The 20986-nt window shown below is 62.9% G+C and carries 25 protein-coding genes; 12 read left to right on the top strand and 13 right to left on the bottom strand.

Annotated elements, in window-relative coordinates; genetic code table 11:
* Both AC3WLP_RS25960 and AC3WLP_RS25965 read right to left on the bottom strand, forming a co-directional pair.
* Positions 1-724 (bottom strand): anti-sigma factor family protein (locus AC3WLP_RS25960; RefSeq protein WP_103340272.1); only part of this gene is annotated, 724 nt, incomplete at its 3' end.
* Positions 721-1242: a sigma-70 family RNA polymerase sigma factor gene (locus AC3WLP_RS25965; protein WP_088512235.1), complete on the bottom strand. Its 522-nt coding sequence runs from the start codon at positions 1240-1242 to the stop codon at positions 721-723. The genes AC3WLP_RS25960 and AC3WLP_RS25965, both read right to left, overlap by 4 nt.
* A 124-nt stretch (positions 1243-1366) precedes the next feature.
* Here AC3WLP_RS25965 and AC3WLP_RS25970 point away from each other — a divergent pair, with 124 nt between their 5' ends.
* The 5 genes from AC3WLP_RS25970 (at position 1367) to AC3WLP_RS25990 (ending at position 5165) form a co-directional block, all read left to right on the top strand.
* On the top strand, positions 1367-2419 hold the full coding sequence (locus AC3WLP_RS25970) for a catalase family peroxidase (RefSeq protein WP_088512236.1): 1053 nt from the start codon (positions 1367-1369) through the stop codon (positions 2417-2419).
* Positions 2416-2949, top strand: a complete 534-nt coding sequence (locus AC3WLP_RS25975; RefSeq protein ID WP_003248038.1) for a cytochrome b — start codon at positions 2416-2418, stop codon at positions 2947-2949. The genes AC3WLP_RS25970 and AC3WLP_RS25975 overlap by 4 nt, the downstream gene beginning before the upstream one ends.
* 81 nt (positions 2950-3030) lie before the next feature.
* A complete protein-coding gene (locus AC3WLP_RS25980) occupies positions 3031-4236 on the top strand; it encodes an MFS transporter (protein ID WP_003248036.1) in 1206 nt (401 codons plus the stop codon).
* A gap of 81 nt (positions 4237-4317) precedes the next feature.
* Positions 4318-4863 (top strand): cupin domain-containing protein, encoded by a 546-nt coding sequence (locus AC3WLP_RS25985; protein ID WP_003248033.1) that lies wholly within the window; start codon positions 4318-4320, stop codon positions 4861-4863.
* Between the two features lie 2 nt (positions 4864-4865).
* Positions 4866-5165 carry a DUF7693 family protein gene (locus tag AC3WLP_RS25990; protein WP_012052548.1) on the top strand — a complete coding sequence of 100 codons (300 nt, stop codon included), beginning with the start codon at positions 4866-4868 and terminating at the stop codon, positions 5163-5165.
* Here the strand turns inward: AC3WLP_RS25990 and AC3WLP_RS25995 are convergent.
* Together AC3WLP_RS25995 and AC3WLP_RS26000 are read right to left on the bottom strand one after the other, a co-directional pair.
* Positions 5138-5752 carry a 2-hydroxychromene-2-carboxylate isomerase gene (locus AC3WLP_RS25995; protein WP_012052549.1) on the bottom strand — a complete coding sequence of 205 codons (615 nt, stop codon included), beginning with the start codon at positions 5750-5752 and terminating at the stop codon, positions 5138-5140. The genes AC3WLP_RS25990 and AC3WLP_RS25995 overlap by 28 nt on opposite strands.
* 29 nt (positions 5753-5781) lie before the next feature.
* The gene (locus AC3WLP_RS26000; protein ID WP_088512237.1) at positions 5782-6513 is read right to left on the bottom strand and encodes an SDR family oxidoreductase; all 732 of its coding nucleotides are present in this window, start codon (positions 6511-6513) and stop codon (positions 5782-5784) included.
* Between the two features lie 89 nt (positions 6514-6602).
* Here AC3WLP_RS26000 and AC3WLP_RS26005 point away from each other — a divergent pair, with 89 nt between their 5' ends.
* Together AC3WLP_RS26005 and AC3WLP_RS26010 are read left to right on the top strand one after the other, a co-directional pair.
* A complete protein-coding gene (locus AC3WLP_RS26005) occupies positions 6603-7166 on the top strand; it encodes a TetR/AcrR family transcriptional regulator (RefSeq protein ID WP_012052551.1) in 564 nt (187 codons plus the stop codon).
* Complete coding sequence (locus AC3WLP_RS26010) at positions 7153-7746, top strand: eCIS core domain-containing protein (RefSeq protein WP_012052552.1); 594 nt, start codon at positions 7153-7155, stop codon at positions 7744-7746. The genes AC3WLP_RS26005 and AC3WLP_RS26010 overlap by 14 nt, the downstream gene beginning before the upstream one ends.
* Positions 7747-8105: 359 nt before the next feature.
* Here the strand turns inward: AC3WLP_RS26010 and AC3WLP_RS26015 are convergent, their stop codons facing one another.
* A complete protein-coding gene (locus AC3WLP_RS26015; RefSeq protein WP_371919711.1) occupies positions 8106-9095 on the bottom strand; it encodes a bile acid:sodium symporter family protein in 990 nt (329 codons plus the stop codon).
* 119 nt (positions 9096-9214) lie between these two features.
* Between AC3WLP_RS26015 and ampC the strand changes: the two genes are divergently transcribed.
* Entirely contained in the window at positions 9215-10357 is a 1143-nt protein-coding gene (gene ampC / locus AC3WLP_RS26020) for a class C beta-lactamase (RefSeq protein WP_088512238.1), read from the top strand.
* A 300-nt stretch (positions 10358-10657) separates the two neighbouring features.
* Positions 10658-10990, top strand: a complete 333-nt coding sequence (locus AC3WLP_RS26025; protein WP_003253895.1) for a hypothetical protein — start codon at positions 10658-10660, stop codon at positions 10988-10990.
* A 46-nt stretch (positions 10991-11036) separates the two neighbouring features.
* On the opposite strand, the gene AC3WLP_RS26030 is transcribed toward AC3WLP_RS26025, so the two are convergent.
* From AC3WLP_RS26030 to AC3WLP_RS26055, 6 genes are all read right to left on the bottom strand, one after another.
* Positions 11037-11348, bottom strand: coding sequence for a hypothetical protein (locus AC3WLP_RS26030; RefSeq protein WP_010953779.1), 312 nt, complete (start codon positions 11346-11348; stop codon positions 11037-11039).
* A 141-nt stretch (positions 11349-11489) separates the two neighbouring features.
* Positions 11490-11678 carry a hypothetical protein gene (locus AC3WLP_RS26035; protein WP_003253897.1) on the bottom strand — a complete coding sequence of 63 codons (189 nt, stop codon included), beginning with the start codon at positions 11676-11678 and terminating at the stop codon, positions 11490-11492.
* Between the two features lie 138 nt (positions 11679-11816).
* The gene (locus AC3WLP_RS26040; protein ID WP_003253898.1) at positions 11817-12137 is read right to left on the bottom strand and encodes a YbjQ family protein; all 321 of its coding nucleotides are present in this window, start codon (positions 12135-12137) and stop codon (positions 11817-11819) included.
* 70 nt (positions 12138-12207) lie between these two features.
* Positions 12208-13092: an EamA family transporter gene (locus AC3WLP_RS26045; RefSeq protein WP_003253899.1), complete on the bottom strand. Its 885-nt coding sequence runs from the start codon at positions 13090-13092 to the stop codon at positions 12208-12210.
* A gap of 162 nt (positions 13093-13254) precedes the next feature.
* A complete protein-coding gene (locus AC3WLP_RS26050; protein WP_014756422.1) occupies positions 13255-14010 on the bottom strand; it encodes a class II aldolase/adducin family protein in 756 nt (251 codons plus the stop codon).
* 22 nt (positions 14011-14032) lie between these two features.
* On the bottom strand, positions 14033-15076 hold the full coding sequence (locus AC3WLP_RS26055; RefSeq protein ID WP_017147666.1) for an ABC transporter substrate-binding protein: 1044 nt from the start codon (positions 15074-15076) through the stop codon (positions 14033-14035).
* A 173-nt stretch (positions 15077-15249) separates the two neighbouring features.
* Between AC3WLP_RS26055 and AC3WLP_RS26060 the strand changes: the two genes are divergently transcribed.
* The 3 genes from AC3WLP_RS26060 to AC3WLP_RS26070 all read left to right on the top strand — a co-directional run bounded on the left by AC3WLP_RS26060 (position 15250) and on the right by AC3WLP_RS26070 (position 19124).
* The gene (locus AC3WLP_RS26060) at positions 15250-17202 is read left to right on the top strand and encodes an oxidoreductase (protein ID WP_088512239.1); all 1953 of its coding nucleotides are present in this window, start codon (positions 15250-15252) and stop codon (positions 17200-17202) included.
* A 39-nt stretch (positions 17203-17241) separates the two neighbouring features.
* On the top strand, positions 17242-17841 hold the full coding sequence (locus tag AC3WLP_RS26065) for a helix-turn-helix domain-containing protein (RefSeq protein WP_014591264.1): 600 nt from the start codon (positions 17242-17244) through the stop codon (positions 17839-17841).
* Between the two features lie 80 nt (positions 17842-17921).
* Positions 17922-19124 (top strand): NAD(P)/FAD-dependent oxidoreductase, encoded by a 1203-nt coding sequence (locus tag AC3WLP_RS26070; RefSeq protein ID WP_088512240.1) that lies wholly within the window; start codon positions 17922-17924, stop codon positions 19122-19124.
* 68 nt (positions 19125-19192) lie between these two features.
* Here the strand turns inward: AC3WLP_RS26070 and AC3WLP_RS26075 are convergent, their stop codons facing one another.
* Together AC3WLP_RS26075 and AC3WLP_RS26080 are read right to left on the bottom strand one after the other, a co-directional pair.
* Entirely contained in the window at positions 19193-19804 is a 612-nt protein-coding gene (locus AC3WLP_RS26075) for an FMN-dependent NADH-azoreductase (protein WP_003253906.1), read from the bottom strand.
* 312 nt (positions 19805-20116) lie between these two features.
* Positions 20117-20986 (bottom strand): IS3 family transposase (locus AC3WLP_RS26080; RefSeq protein ID WP_492576361.1); only part of this gene is annotated, 870 nt, incomplete at its 5' end.

Genomic DNA, 20986 nt, shown 5'->3' on the forward strand with positions numbered 1-20986 from the left:
CCCCCGCCCCACGCACATCGTCCGCCGCGCTGACCAAGGCAAAGTTATAAGCCCCATGCGACCAGTACCGCGCCTCCAGCTGTCCATCGACCCGCTGCCCGTCCGGCATGCGCCGATAAAGGTCGCCCGGCGAGCGCAGGAACAGGCTGATGCGCTGGCCCTTGCCATCTTCGAATACCAGTAATGCAGCCGGCCCCTGCTCGTTGCTGAGCAGGCGGGCGCCCACCGGTTTGAAGCCATACCCCGCCAGGTCCGGTAACTGGCCCACCCGGCTGAAATGGCGGCCCAGCCAGTCACGTAACTGCCCAGGATCACTGGCCTGGATATCCAGTGCTTCACTGCTGGCGAACAAACGGTGCGCCTGAACAGCATCAGCCATGGGCAGGTCGACCCGCGCCAAGGTTGCATCGCGCACTTGCCAGCCGCCCAAGCCCCCCACACCCAACGCCAGCATCACCACCGCCGCCGCCGCCCAACGCCGCTGCCGACGCTGGCGCAATTGCCGACGCAACTGGCCAAGGTCCAGCTGCGCCGCACCGGGCAGCTCGCCCAATCCGGCCAGCGCTGTGCGCAGCCGCCGGGCATCGGCGCGCCAGCCTTCCACCCGTGCCGCAGCTTGCGGGTTGGCCGCCAGCCAGGCCTGCACTTCGGCCCGGCGCACAGGTTCCAGGCGCTCATCGACGTAAGCGTGCAATTCGTCATCGCTGGGGATCAGGCGCTTCATTTCAGTCTCCGCAAGGCCGGGGGCTGGGGGTTGCCCTCGGTCAGTTCGCGCAAGGCATTGCGCGCGCGCGACAGGCGCGACATCACAGTGCCGATGGGGATGCCCAAGGCCTGGGCGGCCTCCTTGTAACTCAAGCCTTCGATGCTGACCAGCAACAACAAGGCACGCTGCTCCGCCGTCAGCCGGGCAAACGCCTGCAGGTCGGCCTGTGCCAGAACGATGGTTTCGAGGTTGTCTCCGACCGGCTCATCGTCGTGCTCGTTACGGCCGAACCAGGACAACCAGCGCGCATGCAATCGCTCGCGGCGCTTACTGTCGAGGAACTGTCGATAAAGGATGGTGAACAGCCAGGCACGCAGGGCATCAGTGTCCCGTTGCTGGTCGCGACGGCTCAGGGCCCGCTCGACCGTGGCCTGCACCAGGTCGTCGGCGCTGCCCGGCTCACGGGTCAGCCACACGGCAAAGCGGCGCAGGCGGGCCAGCAGCTCGCGCCACTGGTGGTCGTCCAAATCATGCATGGCTAGGTCCCGGCCTCTGGGGTTGTCAGTGTAAAGGGCAGACGCCTGTGAACACATTCTATTCCCGATGAGGGAATAACTTTTTCTCTGACACGTCGTACTGGCACCTTCACTGAACCGGACGATGACCATGAACACACCCTTGCACGGCTCGGCCAAAGCCTTGCGCCTGGCCGCCATTGGCGGCGTGCTGCTGGCCGCAGGTGCCGGCTTTGCCTATGCCGCTGGCTGGCTCGGCGCCCCCCGACTGACGCCACAGCGCATCATCGACACCTTCGAAGCCCAGGCCGGGCATTACCCCGGCTACCGCAAGAACCACGCCAAGGGCTTGTGCGTGAGCGGCTACTTCCAGGCCAGCGGGCAGGCCGCCAACCTGTCCACGGCGCGCGCCTTCAGCCAGCAACGGGTGCCGGTGGTGGGCCGTTTTGCCATCGGCGGCGCCAACCCGTTCGCCCCGGATACGGGTATACCCGTACGCAGCCTGGCGATTGAGCTGAGCACCGACGATGGCCAGGTCTGGCGGACCGGCATGAACAACCCTCCGGTGCTGGCAGTCAGCACGCCGCAAGGGTTCTACCAGCAAGTACTGGCGAGCGCACCAGACCCGGCAACCGGCAAACCGGACCCTGGCAAGCTGCAGGCGTTCTTCGCCGCTCACCCGGAAAGCGCGGCGTTTCGCCAATGGGTGGCGGGCTACAAACCCAGCGACAGCTTCGCCAACACGCAGTACCACAGTATCAATGCCTTCCACCTGATCGACGCAGCGGGTGCGGCCCACCCGGTGCGTTGGCAGCTCGAGCCACAAACTGCATTTGCGGCATTACCCGCGCAGGTTGATGACAAGCAATTCCTGCAACACGACTTGCAGCAGCGCCTTGCCCAAGGCCCGTTGCGCTGGACGCTGCGCCTGGTACTGGCCGAACCTGGCGATGCCGTGGACGACCCTGCCCAGCCGTGGCCCGCCGAGCGGCGCAGCGTGGACGCTGGCACTCTGGTACTGGAACAGGTAGACGCCCCCGAGCAAGGGGCCTGCCGCGATCTCAACTTCGACCCGCTGATCCTGCCCCGCGGCATAGAGGCGTCAGCCGACCCAATCCTCGCCGCCCGCTCGGCCGCCTATTCCGAATCGTTCAACCGCCGTAGCCGCGAATCGCTCAGCACCGGAGCCAAGCCATGAAACCTCAAGCCTTCCACCCTTTCGCCCGCGTGTTGCACTGGCTGATGGCCGTGCTGATTCTGGCCATGCTGTTCATCGGCGTGAGCATGGTCGCCGACCTGTCGCTACGCCACCCGGTGCTGATCAGCCTGCACAAGGCCACTGGGCTGGCCCTGCTGGTGCTGGTGGTACTGCGCATTGCTGTGCGCCTGACCCTACCTCACCCGCCCCTGCCGAACGATCTGCCAAAACTGCAGCGCTGGGCCGCCGGAGCCTCGCATCTGCTGCTTTATGGCCTGATGCTGGCCATGCCGCTGCTGGGCTGGGCCATGCTGTCGGCAGGCGATTACCCGCGCCCGCTCGGCTTGCCCGCCATCGCCCCCCACAACCTGCAGCTATATGCTGTGTTGCGCCAGGCCCATGGCTGGGCCGGCTACCTGCTGTTTGCCACGGTGCTGGTGCATGTGGGGGCCGCTTTGATGCATGCGTGGGTGCGCCGTGACGGTGTGTTGCGTAGCATGTGGCCTGGCCCCTTGCACCGCAGCGAGTGAACGGTAGCAGCACGGGGTTCGACAATCGATAATGATTCCTAATAATATCGGTTTTGTTTGCCACTCTGCCCTGGACTGCCCATGAACGTCGCAAAGGATCCTGCAACCCTTCTGCCTGCCAGCACCCTGAACCTGCGCCCGCTGTTGCTGGCCAACATGGCCTGCACCATGTCGATGATGGCCTTCGTCGCCCTGATCGGCCCGATAGCCCGCCAGCTTGGCATGGCCACCTGGCAAGCCGGCGCCGCCGTGACCGTGGCCGGCGTGGTCTGGGTGCTGCTGGCCCGGCCCTGGGGCCGCGCGGCAGACCGCCTGGGCCGCCGGCGCATCCTGCTGCTGGGCAGCGCCGGCTTCACCCTGGCCTACTGGCTGCTGTGCCTGTTCGTCGAAGGCGCACTGCGCTGGATGCCGGGGGCGACCTTGGCGTTCATCGGCCTGATGATCGCGCGTGGTTGCATCGGCGCCTTTTATGCCGCCATCCCGGTAGGCTGCAATGCGCTGATCGCTGACCATGTCGAGCCGCAACGCCGGGCGCGGGCCATGGCCTCACTGGGGGCGGCCAACGCCGTCGGTCTGGTGGTCGGGCCGGCGCTGGCCGCACTGCTGGCGCGGCACAGCCTGAGCCTGCCGTTCCATATCATGTCGCTGCTGCCGGCCACTGCCTTCCTGGTGCTGTTTTTTACCCTCAAACCACAGGCGCTGCCGCACAGCCACGCCCCCAGCCCGGTGCGGCTGAACGACCCGCGCCTGCGCCGGCCGCTGCTGGTGGCATTCAGCGCCATGCTCAGCGTGACCGTGTCGCAGATCATCGTCGGTTTCTTTGCCCTTGACCGCTTGCATCTGGGCCCTGCCGAAGCGGCCCAGGCGGCTGGCATTGCCCTGACCACCGTGGGTGTGGCACTGATGCTGGCCCAGGTGATACTGCGCCAACTGGAGTGGCCACCGCTGAAGATGATCCGGGTGGGTGCCACGGTATCGGCACTGGGCTTTGCCTGTGGCTCGCTGGCCACCACGGCCCCCTGGCTGTGGGCTTGCTATTTTGTTGCGGCGGCCGGCATGGGCTTCGTCTTCCCGGCGTTTTCGGCACTGGCGGCCAATGCCATGCAGGCCTCCGAACAAGGCGCCACGGCCGGCTCCATTGGCGCCGCCCAAGGCATGGGCGCGGTGATCGGGCCGCTCGCCGGTACCTTGGTGTATGCCCTTGATCCGCGCTTGCCATTCCTGGCCGTGGCCGTGCTGTTGCTGCTGGTCGGGCTGTGGCCAATGCCGCGTGAGCAGCGGGTTTGAGAAGCACAGCGCGCAAGGGCGCAGAGTGTGTTTTAATGCGCATCGCTCATTATTATTGACACCTCTGATTACAAGGCGGCTATGGACACGGGGACGCGACTCAAACTGGTGCGTGAACGCAACAACCTCTCCCAACGGGAACTGGCCCGTCGCAGCGGGCTGACCAATTCGACGATCTCGCAGATCGAGCAGAATCGCGTCAGCCCTTCGGTCAGCTCCCTGAAAAAACTGCTCGAGGGCATCCCCATGAGCCTGGCGGAGTTTTTCAGCTTCGACGAGCCGGTGCGTGAGGAACGCTACGTATTCCGTGGTGGCGAACAACCCGACCTGGGCCGCAATGGCCTGCGCATGCTGCTGGTCGGCGCCAGCGTCGAAGGCCGCCAAATGCGCATGCTGCGTGAGCTGTACGCACCCGGCGCCGACTCTGGCGAGCCGATCGTGCACGCTGAAGGCGAAGAATGCGGGTTGGTCACCCGTGGCACCGTCGAGCTGTGGGTCGACGGCCAGGTCAGCGTCCTCAATTCGGGCGACGGCTACTACATCCCCACGACCCTGCCGCACAGTTTCAAGAACATCGGCCCGGATGAGGCCGAGATCATCAGCGCCAACACGCCGGCGAATTTCTGATCTTGACGCACAGACCTTCACTGAGCGCCCGGGATGTCTATCAGTGCCTGCGTAATGTGGCCCTTGGCGTGCACCACCTTGAGGTGGCTGCACGCCGCGAGGGTGGCTTGGTCGATGTCGGTATCCAGGGCTGGCAACTGACGTTGGCCTTGGATACTGAAGGCTTGGCGCATTGCGTTCATTGCCAAGCCCCCGGCGGCGAACAGGCCGGGCTCGAGCACTGGCAGCGCTATGGCACCAACCCCACCGACCTGCTCAGCCTGTGGGAGCGCACTCAGCTGGAGAGGCTGCTGGCTCCCTGACGCAGCGCCTCTTCGACAAAGTCCAGGCGGTCCTGGCCGAAGAACATGCCATCACCGACAAAACAGGTGGGCGCGCCAAACACCCCGCGCGCCACAGCGGCCTCGGTGGCCTGCTTTAGCGCTGCTTTTACTTCGCTGTCAGCGGCCAGGTCATGAAAACCCTGCGGGTCGAAACCTGCCTGCACGAGTGTTTCATTCAGCACAGCGCTGTCGCTCAGGTTGCGGCGCTGTACCCACAGCCCAGTGAAGAGCACCGATAGCAATGCCTCGAACCGATCCGGTGAATGCAACTGGGTACCTGTCACGCCGCGCATCAAAGTCAGGGTATTGACCGGAAAGCCCGGCGGCATCCCGAACGGCACACCGTAGCGTTGGGCAAAGCGTGCCAGGTCGGTGAACATGTAGCGCCCTTTGGCCGGGATCATGGCCGGCGAAGCATTGCCGGTAGCCTGGAAAACCCCGCCAAGCAGCATTGGCCGGTAGCGCAGCGTAGCGCCATGGCGGGCACACAGGTTCGGCAGTTGGGTCCAGGCCAGGTAACTGGCCGGGCTGCCCAGGTCAAAAAAGAAATCGACAGACGTGTGCATGGTGACGGTCCTTGCGTGTTAACGGGGGTTTACCAGCGTTCCATCCAGGGGCGCAGGTCCAGCTCGAACGTCCAGGCGTCGCGGGGCTGGGCGTGCAGGAACCAGTAACTGTCGGCAATGTGCGCCGGGTCAAGGATGCCATCCTGGTCCTTGAGGGCATAACGCTCGGGGAAGCTGTCACGGATGAAGGCCGTGTCGATGGCACCGTCCACCACCACATGGGCGACATGGATGTTGCGTGGCCCCAACTCGCGCGCCATGCTCTGTGCCAGGGCACGCAAGCCATGCTTGGCGCCGGCGAAGGCGGCAAAACCGGCTGCGCCGCGGGTACCGGCTGTAGCGCCGGTGAACAGGAGGGTGCCGCGCTCACGCTGAACCATGCACCGGGCCACCGCCTGCGCGGTGAGGAAACCGGCAAAGCAGGCCATTTCCCAGATCTTGAAGTACTTACGTGGGGTTTCCTCGAGAATGCTGCACGGCACATTCGCACCGATATTGAAGACAAATGCCTCAATCGGGCCTATATCACGCTCGATAGTGTCTACCAGCGCGGTCACCTCCTCTTCCTTGCGCGCATCAGAGCCAAAACCGTAGGCCTGGCCGCCAGCGGCGTGTATTTCCTCCAGTAGCGGCTGCAGTTTGTCGGCCTGGCGCCGGGTTACGCAGGCAATATAGCCCTCACGCGCAAAGCGCTTGGCGATCTCACCCCCAGTGGCGTCGCCCGCCCCGATCACCAGCACGACTTTTTGTTGTTCTGACATGCCTGCCTCCATGGGTAAATGATCGTTTAGTAAACGAACGCTATGCTATGATCGCGTTCATCGTCAAGCCTGTCTGCCGAGGCATGTGAATGCGCTATTCCAACGAACACAAACAGCAAACCCGCGAACGGTTGCTGGCCAGCAGCGGCGCGCTGGCCAAACGCGGGGGTTTTGCCAGCACCGGCGTGGCCGGGTTGATGAAAGCGATCGGCCTGACCGGCGGTGCCTTCTACAACCACTTCCCGTCCAAGGATGACCTGTTTACCGAGGTGGTACGCCAGGAGCTGAGCAACAGCCCCCTGGCACGCCTGGCTTGCCAAGGCGCCAACCGCGAACGCCTGGGCCGCTGTCTGCAGCAGTACCTGAGCCTGGCCCACCTGCGCAATGCCGAAGGTGGATGCCCGCTGCCGCCGCTGGGTGTGGAAATCGCCCGGGCCGACACGCCGGTGCGTGAAGTGGCTGAGCACTGGCTGGTAGAGCTGCACCAGGCCTGGAGCACAACCTTGGAGGATGAGCAGCTGGCCTGGGTGCTGATAAGCCAGTGCGTAGGAGCATTGCTGGTCGGGCGCATGCTGGCCAGTGAAAGCGTGCAAACGCAGGTACTGGGCGCCAGCCGCCAGTTTGTCGAACAGGCCCTGCATGAGACGGATTAGTGCCCTGCTGGGTTTGCTATTGGCCCTGCCAGCGCTTGCCGAACAGGCCTGCCCGCCTGGGCAGTATCAAGTGTGCCTGATGGGCTGCTTCTGCGCCCCGATCGACCCAGGCCAGGCCGGGCAGATCCTCAAGGATGTGGAGGTCATGGCCTCGTCCAGCCTGACCTACGCCTTGCGCCAGGCCCGCGACGAAGCCACGGCCAGCGGAGTGCAGCCGATTCCGTTGCATATTCGGGCGCAGCTTGAACCTTGGTATGACTTTGCCGTGCTCGACGCGGCGCGCTTCCGGGTGGGGGATGAGCAACAGATGAGCGCAGCCAATGCGCTATTGCAGAACCCCGATGTGAACGCCGTTACACTGATCGACACGATCATCTTCCGCCGGGCCGCCGATGCCGAGGACAACGTGGCCTTGTGGGCGCACGAGCTCAAGCATGTGCAGCAGTATCAGGAGCTGGGCGTGGAGGAATTTGCCCGACGCTATACGCGCAACTTCGACGACCTGGAGGGGCCGGCCTACAAGATCGAGGCCGAAGTCGACAAGGCGCTGCGCGAGCGTCGTTCAGGCCTGGCCCGCTGATCGCTGCCATTGCGTTCCAGTTGTAGGAGCGGGTTTACCCGCGAATACGGTAGCGGCAGCAACGGTGAACGACGGGTGGGAATTGGCCAGCAGGCCCGGCCCTTTCGCGGGTGAACCCGCTCCTACACGACGGCCTGCACCCAATCACCAATGTGTGTCCCCCCCCCGATCAGGTGTAGGAGCGGGTTTACCCGCGAATACGGTAGCGGCGGCAACGGTGAACGATGGGTAGAAATTGGCCAGCAGGCCCGCCGTGCTTCGCGGGTATCAACCCCTTGATACGACCAAGCTTTTCAGCGCTGAGCACCGCAGAAAAGCTTGACCGCCAACACAGTATCTTCATGGGAACGCAAAGGCGCTCAAGACAACGCCGAAACCTCCACCTCCTGCTCGCGGCTGGCATAACGCTGCGCCAGCACAGCACACACCATCAGCTGTATCTGGTGGAAAAGCATCAGCGGCAGAATCATCGCGCCAATGCCACTGCCCACGAACAACACCTGGGCCATGGGCACACCCGTAGCCAGGCTTTTCTTGGAGCCGGCAAACAGGATGGTGATGCGATCCTCGAGGTCGAAGCCCAGCGCCTTGCCAAGCAAGCGGGTGCCAAACAGCACCACTGCCAGCAGAATTGCGCACACTACGAACAACCCCGCCAGGTGCTGCGGCGATACGGTGTGCCACAGCCCGGTAACCACGGCCTCACTGAAGGCGGTGTACACCACCAGCAGGATCGAACCCTGGTCCACCACTTTGAGCCAGCGCGCATTGCGCTTGACCCAGGCGCCGATCCAGCGCCGCGCGACCTGCCCGGCAACGAACGGCACCAGCAGCTGCAACGTGATCTTCAACACCGCATCCAGGCCGGAACCTGTATCACCACCGGCCCCCAGCAGCAGCATCACCAGCAACGGGGTGAGGAAGATACCCAACAGGCTGGAGGCCGCTGCGCTGCAGATGGCTGCCGGCACGTTACCGCGGGCCAGCGAGGTAAAGGCGATGGCCGACTGCACGGTTGCAGGCAAGGCACACAGGTACAGGATGCCCAGGTAAAGCTCGTTACCCACCAGCGGTACGAACAGAGGTTTGAACGCCAGGCCCAGCAGTGGGAACAATACGAAAGTACAGGAGAACACCAGAAGGTGCAGGCGCCAGTGCCCGGCACCGGCAATGATGGCTTCACGGGACAGTTTGGCGCCATGCAGGAAGAACAACAGGCCGATGGCCAGGTTGGTCAGCCAGCCGAAAAACACCGCGCCATCGCCCGAGCAAGGCAGCACGGTGGCGATGAGTACCACACCGAGCAAGGCCAAGGTGAAATTGTCAAATAACATGCGCAAATACTTCATCACTGTATCCATCTTGTCATGGTGGCTGGGCAGACGATAAGGTCTTTGGCTCTCCGTCGCTAACGCCGGAACCCCGAGCGGTATCGCTCAACGGACACGTTCCACAAAAAGGACTCTCCATGCTCCGCCCACGTCTGGCTACACTTGCAGCCGCCATTACCCTTGCTTTGGGCCATGCCAGCGCCCAGGCCGACGACCAGTTACAGGCCAAGGTCGACCAGATCATCCGCCCGCTCATGCAGGAACAAGGCATCACCGGCATGGCTGTGGCCATCTATGCACGCGACCACGCGCATTACTTCAGTTACGGTGTGGCCAGCAAGGCCGACAACGTACCGGTAAGCCGCGATACGCTGTTCGAGATCGGTTCGCTGAGCAAGACCTATACGGCCACCCTGGCCGCGCTTGCCAGCGCCGAGGGCAAGCTTGACCTCGAGGCCCCGGCCAAGCGCTATCACCCGGCACTGGCCGGCGTCCCCATCGGCGACGCGACGGTGCTGGAACTGGGCGCCTATAGCGCCGACTGCCTGCCACTGCAGTTCCCCGACACCGTGCAAACACCGCAGCAGGTAGTCGATTTCTTCCGCCACTGGCAACCTCGCGCCAAACCCGGCACCCAGCGCTGCTACTCCAACCCCAGCCTGGGTTTGTTTGGTGACCTGGCCGCCCGTGCGCAGCATCAACCGTTTTCCACGCTGATGAGTGAGGGCCTGCTGACGAAGATGGGCCTGAAAAATACCTACCTTCAGGTTCCGGCCAGCGCCCAGGGGCTTTATGCCCAAGGGTATGACGCCGACGACAAGCCGGTGCGTGTAGGGCCCGGCCCCTACGCCGATGAGGCCTACGGCATCAAAACCAGCGCCAGCGACCTGCTGCGCTATGTGCGGTTGCACATGCAGCCGCAGGGCTTGCCACCGGCCCTGGTGAAAGCCACCGCCATTACCCAGCAGGGCTATTTCCAGGTTGGCGCCATGACGCAAGGCCTGGGCTGGGAACGCTACCCCTACCCGGTCACGCTGAGCACACTGATCGATGGCAACAGCCCACGGCTGATCCGCGAACCGCAGGCCACCACTCGCTTGCAGCCGGCCCTGCCCGCGCTACCGGCAGCCTGGTACAACAAGACCGGCGCCACCAACGGCTTCGGCGCGTACGCCGCGTTCGTGCCGGCAGAACAGCTGGCAGTCGTGCTGCTGGCCAATCGGAATTACCCCAACCAGGCGCGGGTGCAAGCCGCCTTCGACATCCTTTCCGGCTTATAACGCTCGCGTTGATTGTCGGACAAAACGACAGAATGTAGTGAGCAAAAATATTCACTACAAAATGGTTGACGCCGTTCATCGCGCTTGGGCATGATGAAGCCGTCTCCCCGATCGGGAGCGGTGGCAAGGGTGTTCCAGACGGCCTGCGCGGTAACGCAGGCCGTCCGTGGAGAGGGAAACTGTCCAAAAGGCAGCGTGAGAAAGCCCCTGTTGCGATGCTGCTGTAGCAGCCTTGGTAGTGCGCTACACCGTGATAGCGCCAACTGTGAAAATCACCTATGAATGGGTAATGGGGGCTTTATGATGAACTTGAACAACAATCCGACTATCGACCAATTGGCCCAGCTGTTCGCCGTGCGCAAGGACAGCCTTGACGACCATTTGCTGTGGGTTAGCCAAACCGGTGAAGTGCGCCTCGACCGCCTGCCACCGAACACCGTCGAAGATGAATTTGAAGAGCACCTGCCCAGCATGCGTGCCCGCTTCAAGGTCTACCGCCGTGGCCAAGGCTACGTCGGCAAGAAAGCCGCCGCCGACACCGAATTCGTTGGCCGCGTGCTGCAGACCCTGCAACAAGAATGGCCCGCTGCCCGTGAGCAGCAGGCAGTCAAGGTGATCGAACCGCTGAATTGAGGGTTCGCACCCTTACCAGAGCCCGGCCCGCATTGGCCGGGCTTTTTCATGCCTGGCGCCGCTGCAGACGGGTTTCCGGCAAAGGCAAAGCGCCTGTTGCCATCGCCCGGGCGCGGTCGACACCCCACACCAGCGCACGGGTCATGGTCTCGCCCGGCAGCGCAGGGTAATACTCCTCCAGCAACGCCCGCCCATCCCCGGCGTACAACCCCAGAAACAGCTGCGTCGCCCCCAGGCGCGACAAGCGCACCTGCACGTCCAGTGTGGTGCCGTCGCTGAGTGCTTCGTCGTGGCAGCGGCTGTGCAACTGTGCGTCGGCCCACTGCCAATAGGTTTCTTCCCTGACTCGCATGAGCATTCAATCCTCCGTTGCTGGAATGCCGCGTCAGAAAACCACAGGCCGGGCCATCCGGCGAGCGCTACCGGGCAATACCATGAGGCGGATCAACGAATAGCAATAAAAACCCCGCCGTTGGGCGGGGCGTGTGCAGACGCGGGATCACTTCTTGAGCGGTACCCGCGGCATGAAGCGGCCTTTTTTGCTGCGCTGCAAATGTGCAGGCTGGAGCTGTTCGGAATCATCCAGCGTCATGTGGGCGAACCCCAGGCGAAATGCCGCCTGGCCGCAACGCACCTGGCTGTTGATCGGGAACGCATCGTTCAGGTCTTCGAAAAAGGATTCGCTCATGCCCTGTCTCCCTCCAGTGGCGGTCGCGTCGGCAACCAGACAAGTTGCCCAGGAAACGCGGCCTGTGAAAGTGAGACTAGCTGGTCATTTGCGGACCGACCGGACAAGAACCCTGCAGCCGACCAATGGCAAAAGGCTTTACTTCAGGCGTACTGCCGTGCCGGTGGCAAATACCACGACCATGCCGCCCTGTACCGACGGCATGCTGATCTCAAAATCAACCCCCACTACCGCATCGGCTTGCAACTGTCGTGCCCGGGCCTTGAGTTCTTCAGTGGCCTGCTCCCGGGCCTCGCGCAGCGCGCTTTCCAGGGTTTGCGAACGGCCACCGAAGAAGTCGCGAAACCGTGTAAAGAAATCGCGCACGAAGTTGATGCCCTGCACCGATTCGGAACTGACCACGCCCAGGTATTCGGCAATCGGGCGGCCTTCGAGCTGGCTGGTGGTGGAAATGATCATGGATGCGCTCCGTTGGCCTGGCAAAAAGAGGCCGATTCTAACAGAGCGCAGGTCGCCGGATTTAAGCGCTTTACGCGTTGGCAGCCCGCAAACGCTGACCGATGCGCGCACCGAATACATTCACCAGCAGGCCGGCCATCACCAACAATGCGCCCCAGCCCTGCGTAGCGGTCAGGCGCTCTCCCAGTAGCAACGCCGACGAACTCAGGCCAATCACCGGTACCAGCAGCGAGAACGGCGCCACTTTGCCTGCCGGGTGACGCGACAGCAACTTGCTCCACAGGCTGTAGCCGAGCATGGTGGCCACAAAGGCCAAATACGCCAGGGCCAGCACCGAACTCCAACTGATATTGGCCAAGGCATGGCCAATGCGCTCGGGGCCTTCCAGCCACCAGGACAGTGCCAGGAATGGCAGTGGTGGGATCAGCCCACCCCAGATCACCAACGCGACCAGGTCGACCGAGCCGAACCGCCGGGTAATGATGTTGCCCAGGCCCCACATTGCACCGCCACACAGGGTCAGCACCAACGCCAGCATGGGCACATGGCCGCCGTCTTCGCTGCCGATCAGTGCCAGGCCGCCGGCCGCCACCAGCAGCCCCAGCACGCTGGCCAGGCGCAGCCGCTCACCGAGAAACAACGCCGCAAAACCGAGGGTGAAGAAGGCTTGCGACTGCAGGATCAACGAAGCCAACCCTGGCGGCATGCCGCTGTACATGGCCTGAAACAGGAACGCGAACTGGCCCAGTGAAATGGTCGCACCGTAAGCGATCAGCCAGCGCCACGGCAGTTTGGGCCGCCTGACCAGCAAGATCGCCGGGAACGCCACCAGCAAGAAACGCAATGCCCCCAGCAACATCGGTGGCAGCCCGTCGAGGCCAACCTTGATGACCACAAAGTTGACGCCCCAGGCGACAATCACCACCAGGGCGATAAGCAGGTCCTTGAGTGGCATTGCGACTTCCTTCTGCAGGCTTTTTAGACATATTTCGTTACAGCATAACGGTATTCCTTGAGAAGGGACCAGCACAGTTGAAAGCAATGGTTGCACTACAGTGACTGTTCCGTCCGCCCGCTGTCGTTTGCACGACTAACTGCCAAATCAGCAAGCGCAGGTTCAATCCTGATAACCAGGCGCCACCTTTTCCAACATTCGCAACAACGCCGCCCACGCCAATTGCAGCGCATCCGGGTCGGTCAGTTCCCCTTGCTTCAACCCTCTCCCCGGCGCGTTGAACTGCCGTTCGGTACGCACGCACACTTCGGTCGTCGGCAATACCAGCTGCCCAGCACTTTGCGCCGCCAACTGGATCTCGCAAGCCTTCTCCAGGTAGTACATGCGCAAGAAGGCTTCAGCCACACTGCGCCCCGTGGTCAACAGGCCATGGTTGCGCAGCATCATCACCGGCTTGTTGCCCAGGTCGGCCACCAGCCGTTGCTGTTCATCCATGTCCAGCGCGACGCCCTCGTAGGCGTGGTAAGCCACATTGCCGTAAAACTCCATGGACATCTGGTTGACCGGCAGCAGGCCACATTCCAGTGCGGCCACCGCGCAGCCTGCGCGGGTGTGGGTGTGCAGCACGCACCGGGCATCCTCGCGGGCAGCGTGAATGGCACTGTGAATGACGAACCCGGCCGGGTTGACCGGGTGACGGGCAGCCCCCACCGGCCGCCCCTGCAGGTCGATCTTCACCAGGCTGGACGCTGTGATCTCCTCGAAGAGCAGGCCATACGGGTTGATCAGGAAATGGTGCTCCGGCCCAGGCAGGCGCAGGGAGATATGCGTGAAGATGAGATCGCTCATGCGAAAGTGCGCGATCAGCCGGTAGCAGGCAGCCAGCTCCCGACGCAGGCTTAGTTCCGTTGAAGTCATCTTGTTGCCCCTTTACTGAACGCTATTTGCTGGCCCAGGCGTTGAAGCGTTGCTCCAGTTCTTCGCCATGATCGACCCAGAATTCCACGTTCATGGCCAGCGCCCCTTGAAGGTTCTGTGGCGAAGTGGGTACCCAGTTGGCCAGCGCCGGGTCAAGCCTGGCCGCGGCTTGGGTATTGGTTGGCCCATAGGGGATCTGTTGTACATACCGCACCTGGGTATCCGGCTGATTGGCATAGGCAATCAGCCGCTTGGCCTGGTCGACATGCCGCGAGCCTTTGATGATCGCCCAATAGTCCATACCGTACAGGCTGCCAGGCCATACCACGGCCAACGGGCTGCCCTGCTGCGCCGCCACCGCAATTCTTCCGCTGTAGGTGGAGGTCATCACCACGTCACCGGCTGCCAGCCATTGCGCGGGTTGAGCGCCGGCGTCCCACCACTGGATATGGGGTTTGAGTTCGCTGAGTTTGGCGAAGGCCCGCTCGACGCCTGCCGGCGTGGACAATACCCGGTATACGTCTTCGACCTTGACCCCGTCAGCCAACAGCGCGAACTCCAGGTTGTACACCGCACGCTTGCGCAGGCCGCGCTTGCCAGGGTACTTGTCGACGTCCCAGAAGTCGGCCCACGACGCCGGCGCCTGGGCCAGCTTGCTGCGGTCGTAGGCAATAGCCACGCTCCAGACCAGCGCGGCCGACCCACAATCCTGTGCGGCTGCCGGGATCAGTTCGGCGGCATGGCCCAGGCGCTGCCAGTCCAGGTGCTCGTAGATCCCTTCGTCGCAGCCGCGCATCAAGTCAGGGCCTTCGATCTGCACCACATCCCAATCGACGTTGCCGGTGTCGGCCATGACCTGGATCCGCGCCATTTCGCCGTTGTATTCACTCTGGATCAGCTGGCTGCCGTCCTGGGCAATGAAGGGCTTGAAAATCGCCTCATCCTGGGCCTTCTGGCCCGCGCCGCCATAACCGACCACAACCATCTGCTGCGCAGCTTGCGCAGTGCCCAGGCCAAGGGCCAGCAAGGCTGCACAAAGGCCGGTCACACGTGGATATAGCTGCATCGTTGTTTCCTCCTGGCGGTGCCCGACGGGCCCGTTTTCTTGTTGTTTTGAGGTCACACCCTCGCCATGCGAGTGAGGAAAACCTAGACAGACACCAGTAAAAAAACAAGTTGATTTTTTACTATTGCTACACTTTGATAGAAAAATAACAACAACGTACCGGAGCCGCCTGTATGCAGACCGCCTTCCCACACCTGTTCGAGCCCTTGCAGATTCGCGGCAAACGTTTGAAAAACCGCATCATGTCCAGCGGGCACGACACCTGCCTGCCCACCGACAACCTGGTCAACGACAAACTGATCGCCTACCAGCGCGACCGCGCTGCCGGCGGCGTTGGCCTGATCGTGCTGCAGGTCGCCGGGGTGCACGACAGTGCCCGCTACACCTCGCATGTGCTAATGGCCACGGACGATGCCTGCATCGACGGCTACCGCCAGCTTGCCGAGGCCTGCCACGCGCATGGCACCGTGGTGCTGTCGCAACTGTTTCACCCCGGGCGGGAGATCATGGAATCGGCAGACGGCCTGTTGGCGGTAGCCTACTCGGCCTCTGCGGTGCCCAATGAGCGCTTCCGGGTGATGCCACGGGCGCTGGACCAGGCAATGATCGACGAAATCGTCCAGGGCTATGCCGGCGCCGCACGCCGCCTGCACCAGGCCGGCCTGGATGGCGTCGAGGTGGTAGCCAGCCATGGCTACCTGCCCGCGCAGTTTCTCAACCCCCGGGTGAACCTACGCAGTGATGGCTACAACGGTGACCTGGATCAGCGCCTGAGGTTCTTGCGCGAAGTGCTGGCCGCGGTGCGCGCCGCCACCGATGAGCAGTTCATCATTGGCCTGCGCATCAGCGCTGACGAGCGCGACAGCCAGGGCCTGAGTGAAGACGAGTCACTGGCTGCTGCCGTGGCCTTGCAGGGCCAACTCGACTACCTGCATATCGTCGCCGGTACCTCGGCCTCGCTGGGTGGCGCGGTCCATATCGTGCCACCAATGGCCATCGAACCGGCGTACCTGGCCCGCGAGGCTGGCACCTTCAAGCAACAACTGGCTATCCCCCTGTTCGTCACCGGGCGCATCAACCAGCCCCAGGAAGCCGAGCTGATCCTGGCCCGCGGCCAGGCTGATGTGTGCGGCATGACCCGGGCGCTGATCTGCGATCCGTCGATGCCAGGCAAGACCGAACGCGGCCAGGTCGAAGACGTGCGCGCCTGCATCGCCTGCAACCAGGCATGCATTGGCCATTTCCATCGTGGCTTGCCCATTTCCTGCATCCAGCGCCCGGAAACCGGGCGTGAGTTGCAGTACGGGCACCTCACGCCCACTTCCTCGCCCAAGCGCATAATGGTCGCCGGCGGCGGGCCTGCCGGCATGAAGGCCGCCGCCGTGGCCGCCGCGCGCGGGCACCAGGTCACGCTGTACGAGGCGGGCCCGCAGCTCGGTGGGCAGGTGCTGCTGGCCCAGCTACTGCCACGGCGTAGCGAGTTCGGGGGTGCCAGCACCAACCTTCAACGGGAAATGGCCCTGGCAGGTGTAGAAGTGGTGCGCAACACCCGGGTCGACCGCGCACTGGTCGAACGTGAGCGCCCTGATCTGGTCATTGCCGCTACCGGCGCCATCCCCTACTGGCCGGCGTTCGAGCGTACCGGCGAGCTTCAGGTAGTGGACGCCTGGCAAGTGCTGCGCAATGAGGTGAAACCGGGGCGTTCGGTGCTGGTGATCGACTGGCGCTGTGACTGGATCGGCCCCGGTATCGCCGAACGCCTGGTGCGCGAAGGCCATCAGGTCCAGTTGGCGGTCAACGGTACTCATTGCGGCGAGAGCCTGCCGCTTTACGTACGTGACCAACTGGCCGGCGAGCTGCATCGCCTGGGTATCCCTGTCACCCCATACGCACGCCTGTATGGCAGCGACGACAACACGGTGTACCTGCAGCACACCGCCAGCGGCGATCCGATGATCTTCGAAGGCATCGACACCTTGGTGCTGTGCATGGGGCATCAACCGCAAGACCGCCTGGCCACTGAACTGGCAGGTGTGGTGGACGTACGGCGGATTGGCGACTGCCTGGCACCGCGCACGGCCGAAGAAGCGATTCACGATGGCCTGACGGTTGCCTGGGCGCTCTGAGGCTGTACATACTGCGGCTTTTGCGATGGACCGACGCGCATGAGCCAACCCCCCCAGCCCCCCGCCAGCGAACCCGGGGGCGCCGCGCCGCAGTTCCTCGGCACCCGCATCCGCGGCCTGCGCAAGCGCCGCGGCATGACCCTGGCGGAGCTGGCCGCACACAGTGAACTGACCGCAGGCTACATCAGCCAGCTGGAGCGCAACCTCTCCTACCCGTCGATCCCGGCGCTGTTCAACATCGCCCGCAGCCTGGGCGTGACCATCCAGTGGTTCTTCGCCAGCGAGGCCACCACCGCGCCCGAAGACCAAGGCTATGTGGTGCGGCGCAACAGCCGCCTGAGCGTGCATTACGAAGATGGCATCGTCGATCAACTGCTCACCCCCCAGCCCAACCGCCAGCTGGAGATGCTGCACTCACGTTTCCCGCCAGGTACCTACAGCCAGCAAAGCTACAGCCACGACGGCGAAGAAGCCGGTTACCTGCTCAGCGGCACGTTTGAGCTGTGGGTAGGCGAGCGGCATTTCCAGCTGAGTGAAGGCGACAGCTTCAGCTTCTCGAGCCAGGAACCTCACCGCTACGGCAACCCCGGTGAAGTGGATGCCGTGGTGATCTGGGTGATCACGCCGCCAACATTCTGAAGCACTCCAGCAAGCACTGGTAACACCGTTGACCGGCAATACGGTCTACCTTGTCCACCGAACTTCAAAGGAGCACAACCATGAAGCAGATCCTGATCATTGGTGCGGGCTTTGCCGGCCTGTGGAGCGCACTCAGCGCCATCCGCCAGCTTGACCTCAACGGCAGCAAAGGCGTCGAGGTCACCTTGCTCGCGCCCCAGGCTGAACTGCATGTGCGTCCGCGCTTCTACGAGCCAGACGTGCATACCATGGCCGCACCACTGCAGGCGCTGTTCGACGCTGTCAATGTCCGTTTCGTGCAGGGCACGGCCTACCACATCGATGAAGCGGCCCGCCGCGTGGGCTATCGCACTCGCAGCGGCACTCGCTGCACCCTGCCCTACGACCGTCTGATCATGGCCTGCGGCAGTGAGCTCGAGCGCCCTGACATGGTCGGCATCGAGCATGCCTTCGACGTCGACAAGCTCGACAGCGCCGCACGCCTGGAAACCCACCTGAAGTCACTGGCCAGCCTGCCGAACACGCCGGCACGCAATACTGTGGTAGTAGCCGGGGGCGGTTTTACCGGCATCGAGACGGCCACCGAATTGCCGGCCCGCTTGCGCGCGATACTGGGTGAAGACGCCGCGTTGCGCGTAGTGGTAATCGACCGCGGCGCCAGGATTGGCGCAGCCCTGGGTGACGGCATCCGCCCAGCCATCGAGCAGGCATGCGAGGCCCTGGGCGTGGAGTGGGTTTGCGGTGCCACGGTGGTTTCGGTAGACCCTGCCGGTGTGCAGCTGGACAACGGCCAGCGTATCGACGCCAGCACGGTGGTCTGGACGGTTGGCTTCAAGGCCAACCCGCTCACCGAACAGATCAGCGGCGAGCGCGACAACCGCGGCCGTTTGCATGTCGATGGCAACCTGAAGGTCAAGGGCAATGATGCCGTGTATGCCGCGGGAGACGTGGCTTACGCCACCTGTGACGCGCTTGGCAACCCTGCAATGATGTCGTGCCAGCATGCGATTCCGCTGGGGCGCCACGCAGGCAACAATGCCGCGGCCGAGCTGATTGGCGTGCCACCGATGGCTTACAGCCAGCCCAAGTACGTGACCTGCCTGGACCTGGGGGCTTGGGGTGCGGTGTATACCGAAGGATGGGATCGTGAGGTGTCGCCACCGGAGGACAAGGCCGAAGCCAAAGCGCTGAAGCGCCAGATCAATTCAGTGTGGATTTATCCGCCAGCGGCTGACCGTGCAGCAGCCTTGGCAGCCGCTGATCCGCTTATTCCGGTAGCCTGAACGCTTCTACGGGTTGGGGTGGCCTTGTCCCTCGACAGGGCCACGCTTGCAACCCACCGCTCCCTTGATCAGGCGGCCGCAAACAGCTCGTTGGCAATCTGCGCCTGTGCAGCATCGATCGCCTGGCTGCGCTGCTCCGGGCCATAGGCCAGGCCGTGGGCCCGGACAATTTCCAGGTCGGTAATACCAATGAAGCCCAGGAACACTTTCAGGAAGTCTTCATGCCCGGCGCCAGTCGGCTGGCCAGCGTGCAGGCCACCCGCAGTGGAAACCAGCACCACTTTCTTGTTGCCGCACAGGCCTTGCGGGCCGGCTTCGGTGTAGCTGAAGGTCTTGCCGGCGACGGCCACACGGTCAATCCAGGCTTTTAGCTGGGTCGGCACGGTGAAGTTGTACATTGGCGCGCCAATCACCACGGCATCGGCAGCCAGAAACTCTTCGAGCGTCTCGGCGCTCAGCTTGGCTTCGAAAGCCTGGGCTGCGTCGCGTACGTCTTCAGGGGTGCCTGCAGCGACCAGGGTGGCGGCGGAGAAGTGGGCAATGGCATCGGCAGCCAGGTCGCGGTAAACCACCTCAACGCTTGGGTCTGCAGCCTTCCAGGCTTCGACCACTTCGCGGCTCAGCTGACGCGAGGCGGAATTGTCGCCCAGGATGCTCGAATCGATGTGCAACAGTTTCATGGGACTCTCCTGTGAGTGAAGACCGCATCTGTGGGCGATCACGATGGGGAGAATCCTATCGAAGTGATCAATAGCTGATAAGTCAGCAAAAATGCGTTAGTTTGTCCCACAGATGGAACAGTGAGACATGCCCATGCAAGACCTCAACGTTTTCCTAGACGAACCACTTAACCCCCCGATTTTGATCAAAACCCTATCCTCTTCAACATCAAGCTCCAGCCCTTTGAGCGCGTACTGACATCAATCCCGCAGCCTACTCAGGGTTAGATAACGCATGGGCCTGCCCCGTGACAGCGGACGCCAAGAAGCTGGCTACAGAGCCAACTGCCTTAAGCCTTTTGCGTATTCGTTCGGTGAACGGTAACCCAATGCTGAATGCAGTCGACAGCTGTTGCAGAACCCATGGATGTAGCTGGCAAGTGCCAGGTGAGCCTGTTTCTTTGTGGGGTAGACCGCGTAGGCTTCCTCTCTCTTCAATGTAGCGAAGAAACTCTCAGCTACGGCGTTATCCCAGCAGTTTCCTCTCCGACTCATGCTTTGCGCGAAGCCCTTCTTGGCCAAAGCGAGACGAAACCTGCTGCTCGCGTACTGGCGCCCTTGATCGGAATGGAAAATCACTCCGTAGACGCCCAAACATGCGTTCCAGGCGTTCATAAAAGCGCGCTCGACCAAGTCGTCAGGCATCCTGTCCGCCAGGCTGTAACCTAGCACCTGGCGGGTTTGGATGCTCAGTACCACTGCCAGATAAAGCCAGCCCTCTTTCGTAGCGATGTAAGTGATATCACTGACCCAGGCTGGGGTGGAGCTTTGAACGGAGAACTGACGACCCAATAAATTGCTCGCCACTGGCAGCGCATGGTGACTGTCGGTGGTGCACGGCCTGAAACCGCCCTTGGATCGGCCTTGTATGTGCTCTTCATGCATCAGCCGATCAACGCGCTTATGACCTACCGCATAGGCCTGCTGCCTTAGCGCCTCGACTAGCCGTGGTCGGCCATAGGTCTTGCGGCTAGCCGCGTAAACCTTGTGTAGATCGATGCGTATTTGTGCATCCGGATCTGGACGGCCTTGGCGATGCTGATAGTCGTAAAACCCTGAAACCGAGACACCCATTACCCGGCACAACAGACGCACCGGGAACTGAGCCCGTTCTTCAGCGACGAAGGCGTATCTCACCTGGAC

Source organism: Pseudomonas sp. FW305-E2 (assembly GCF_058782925.1).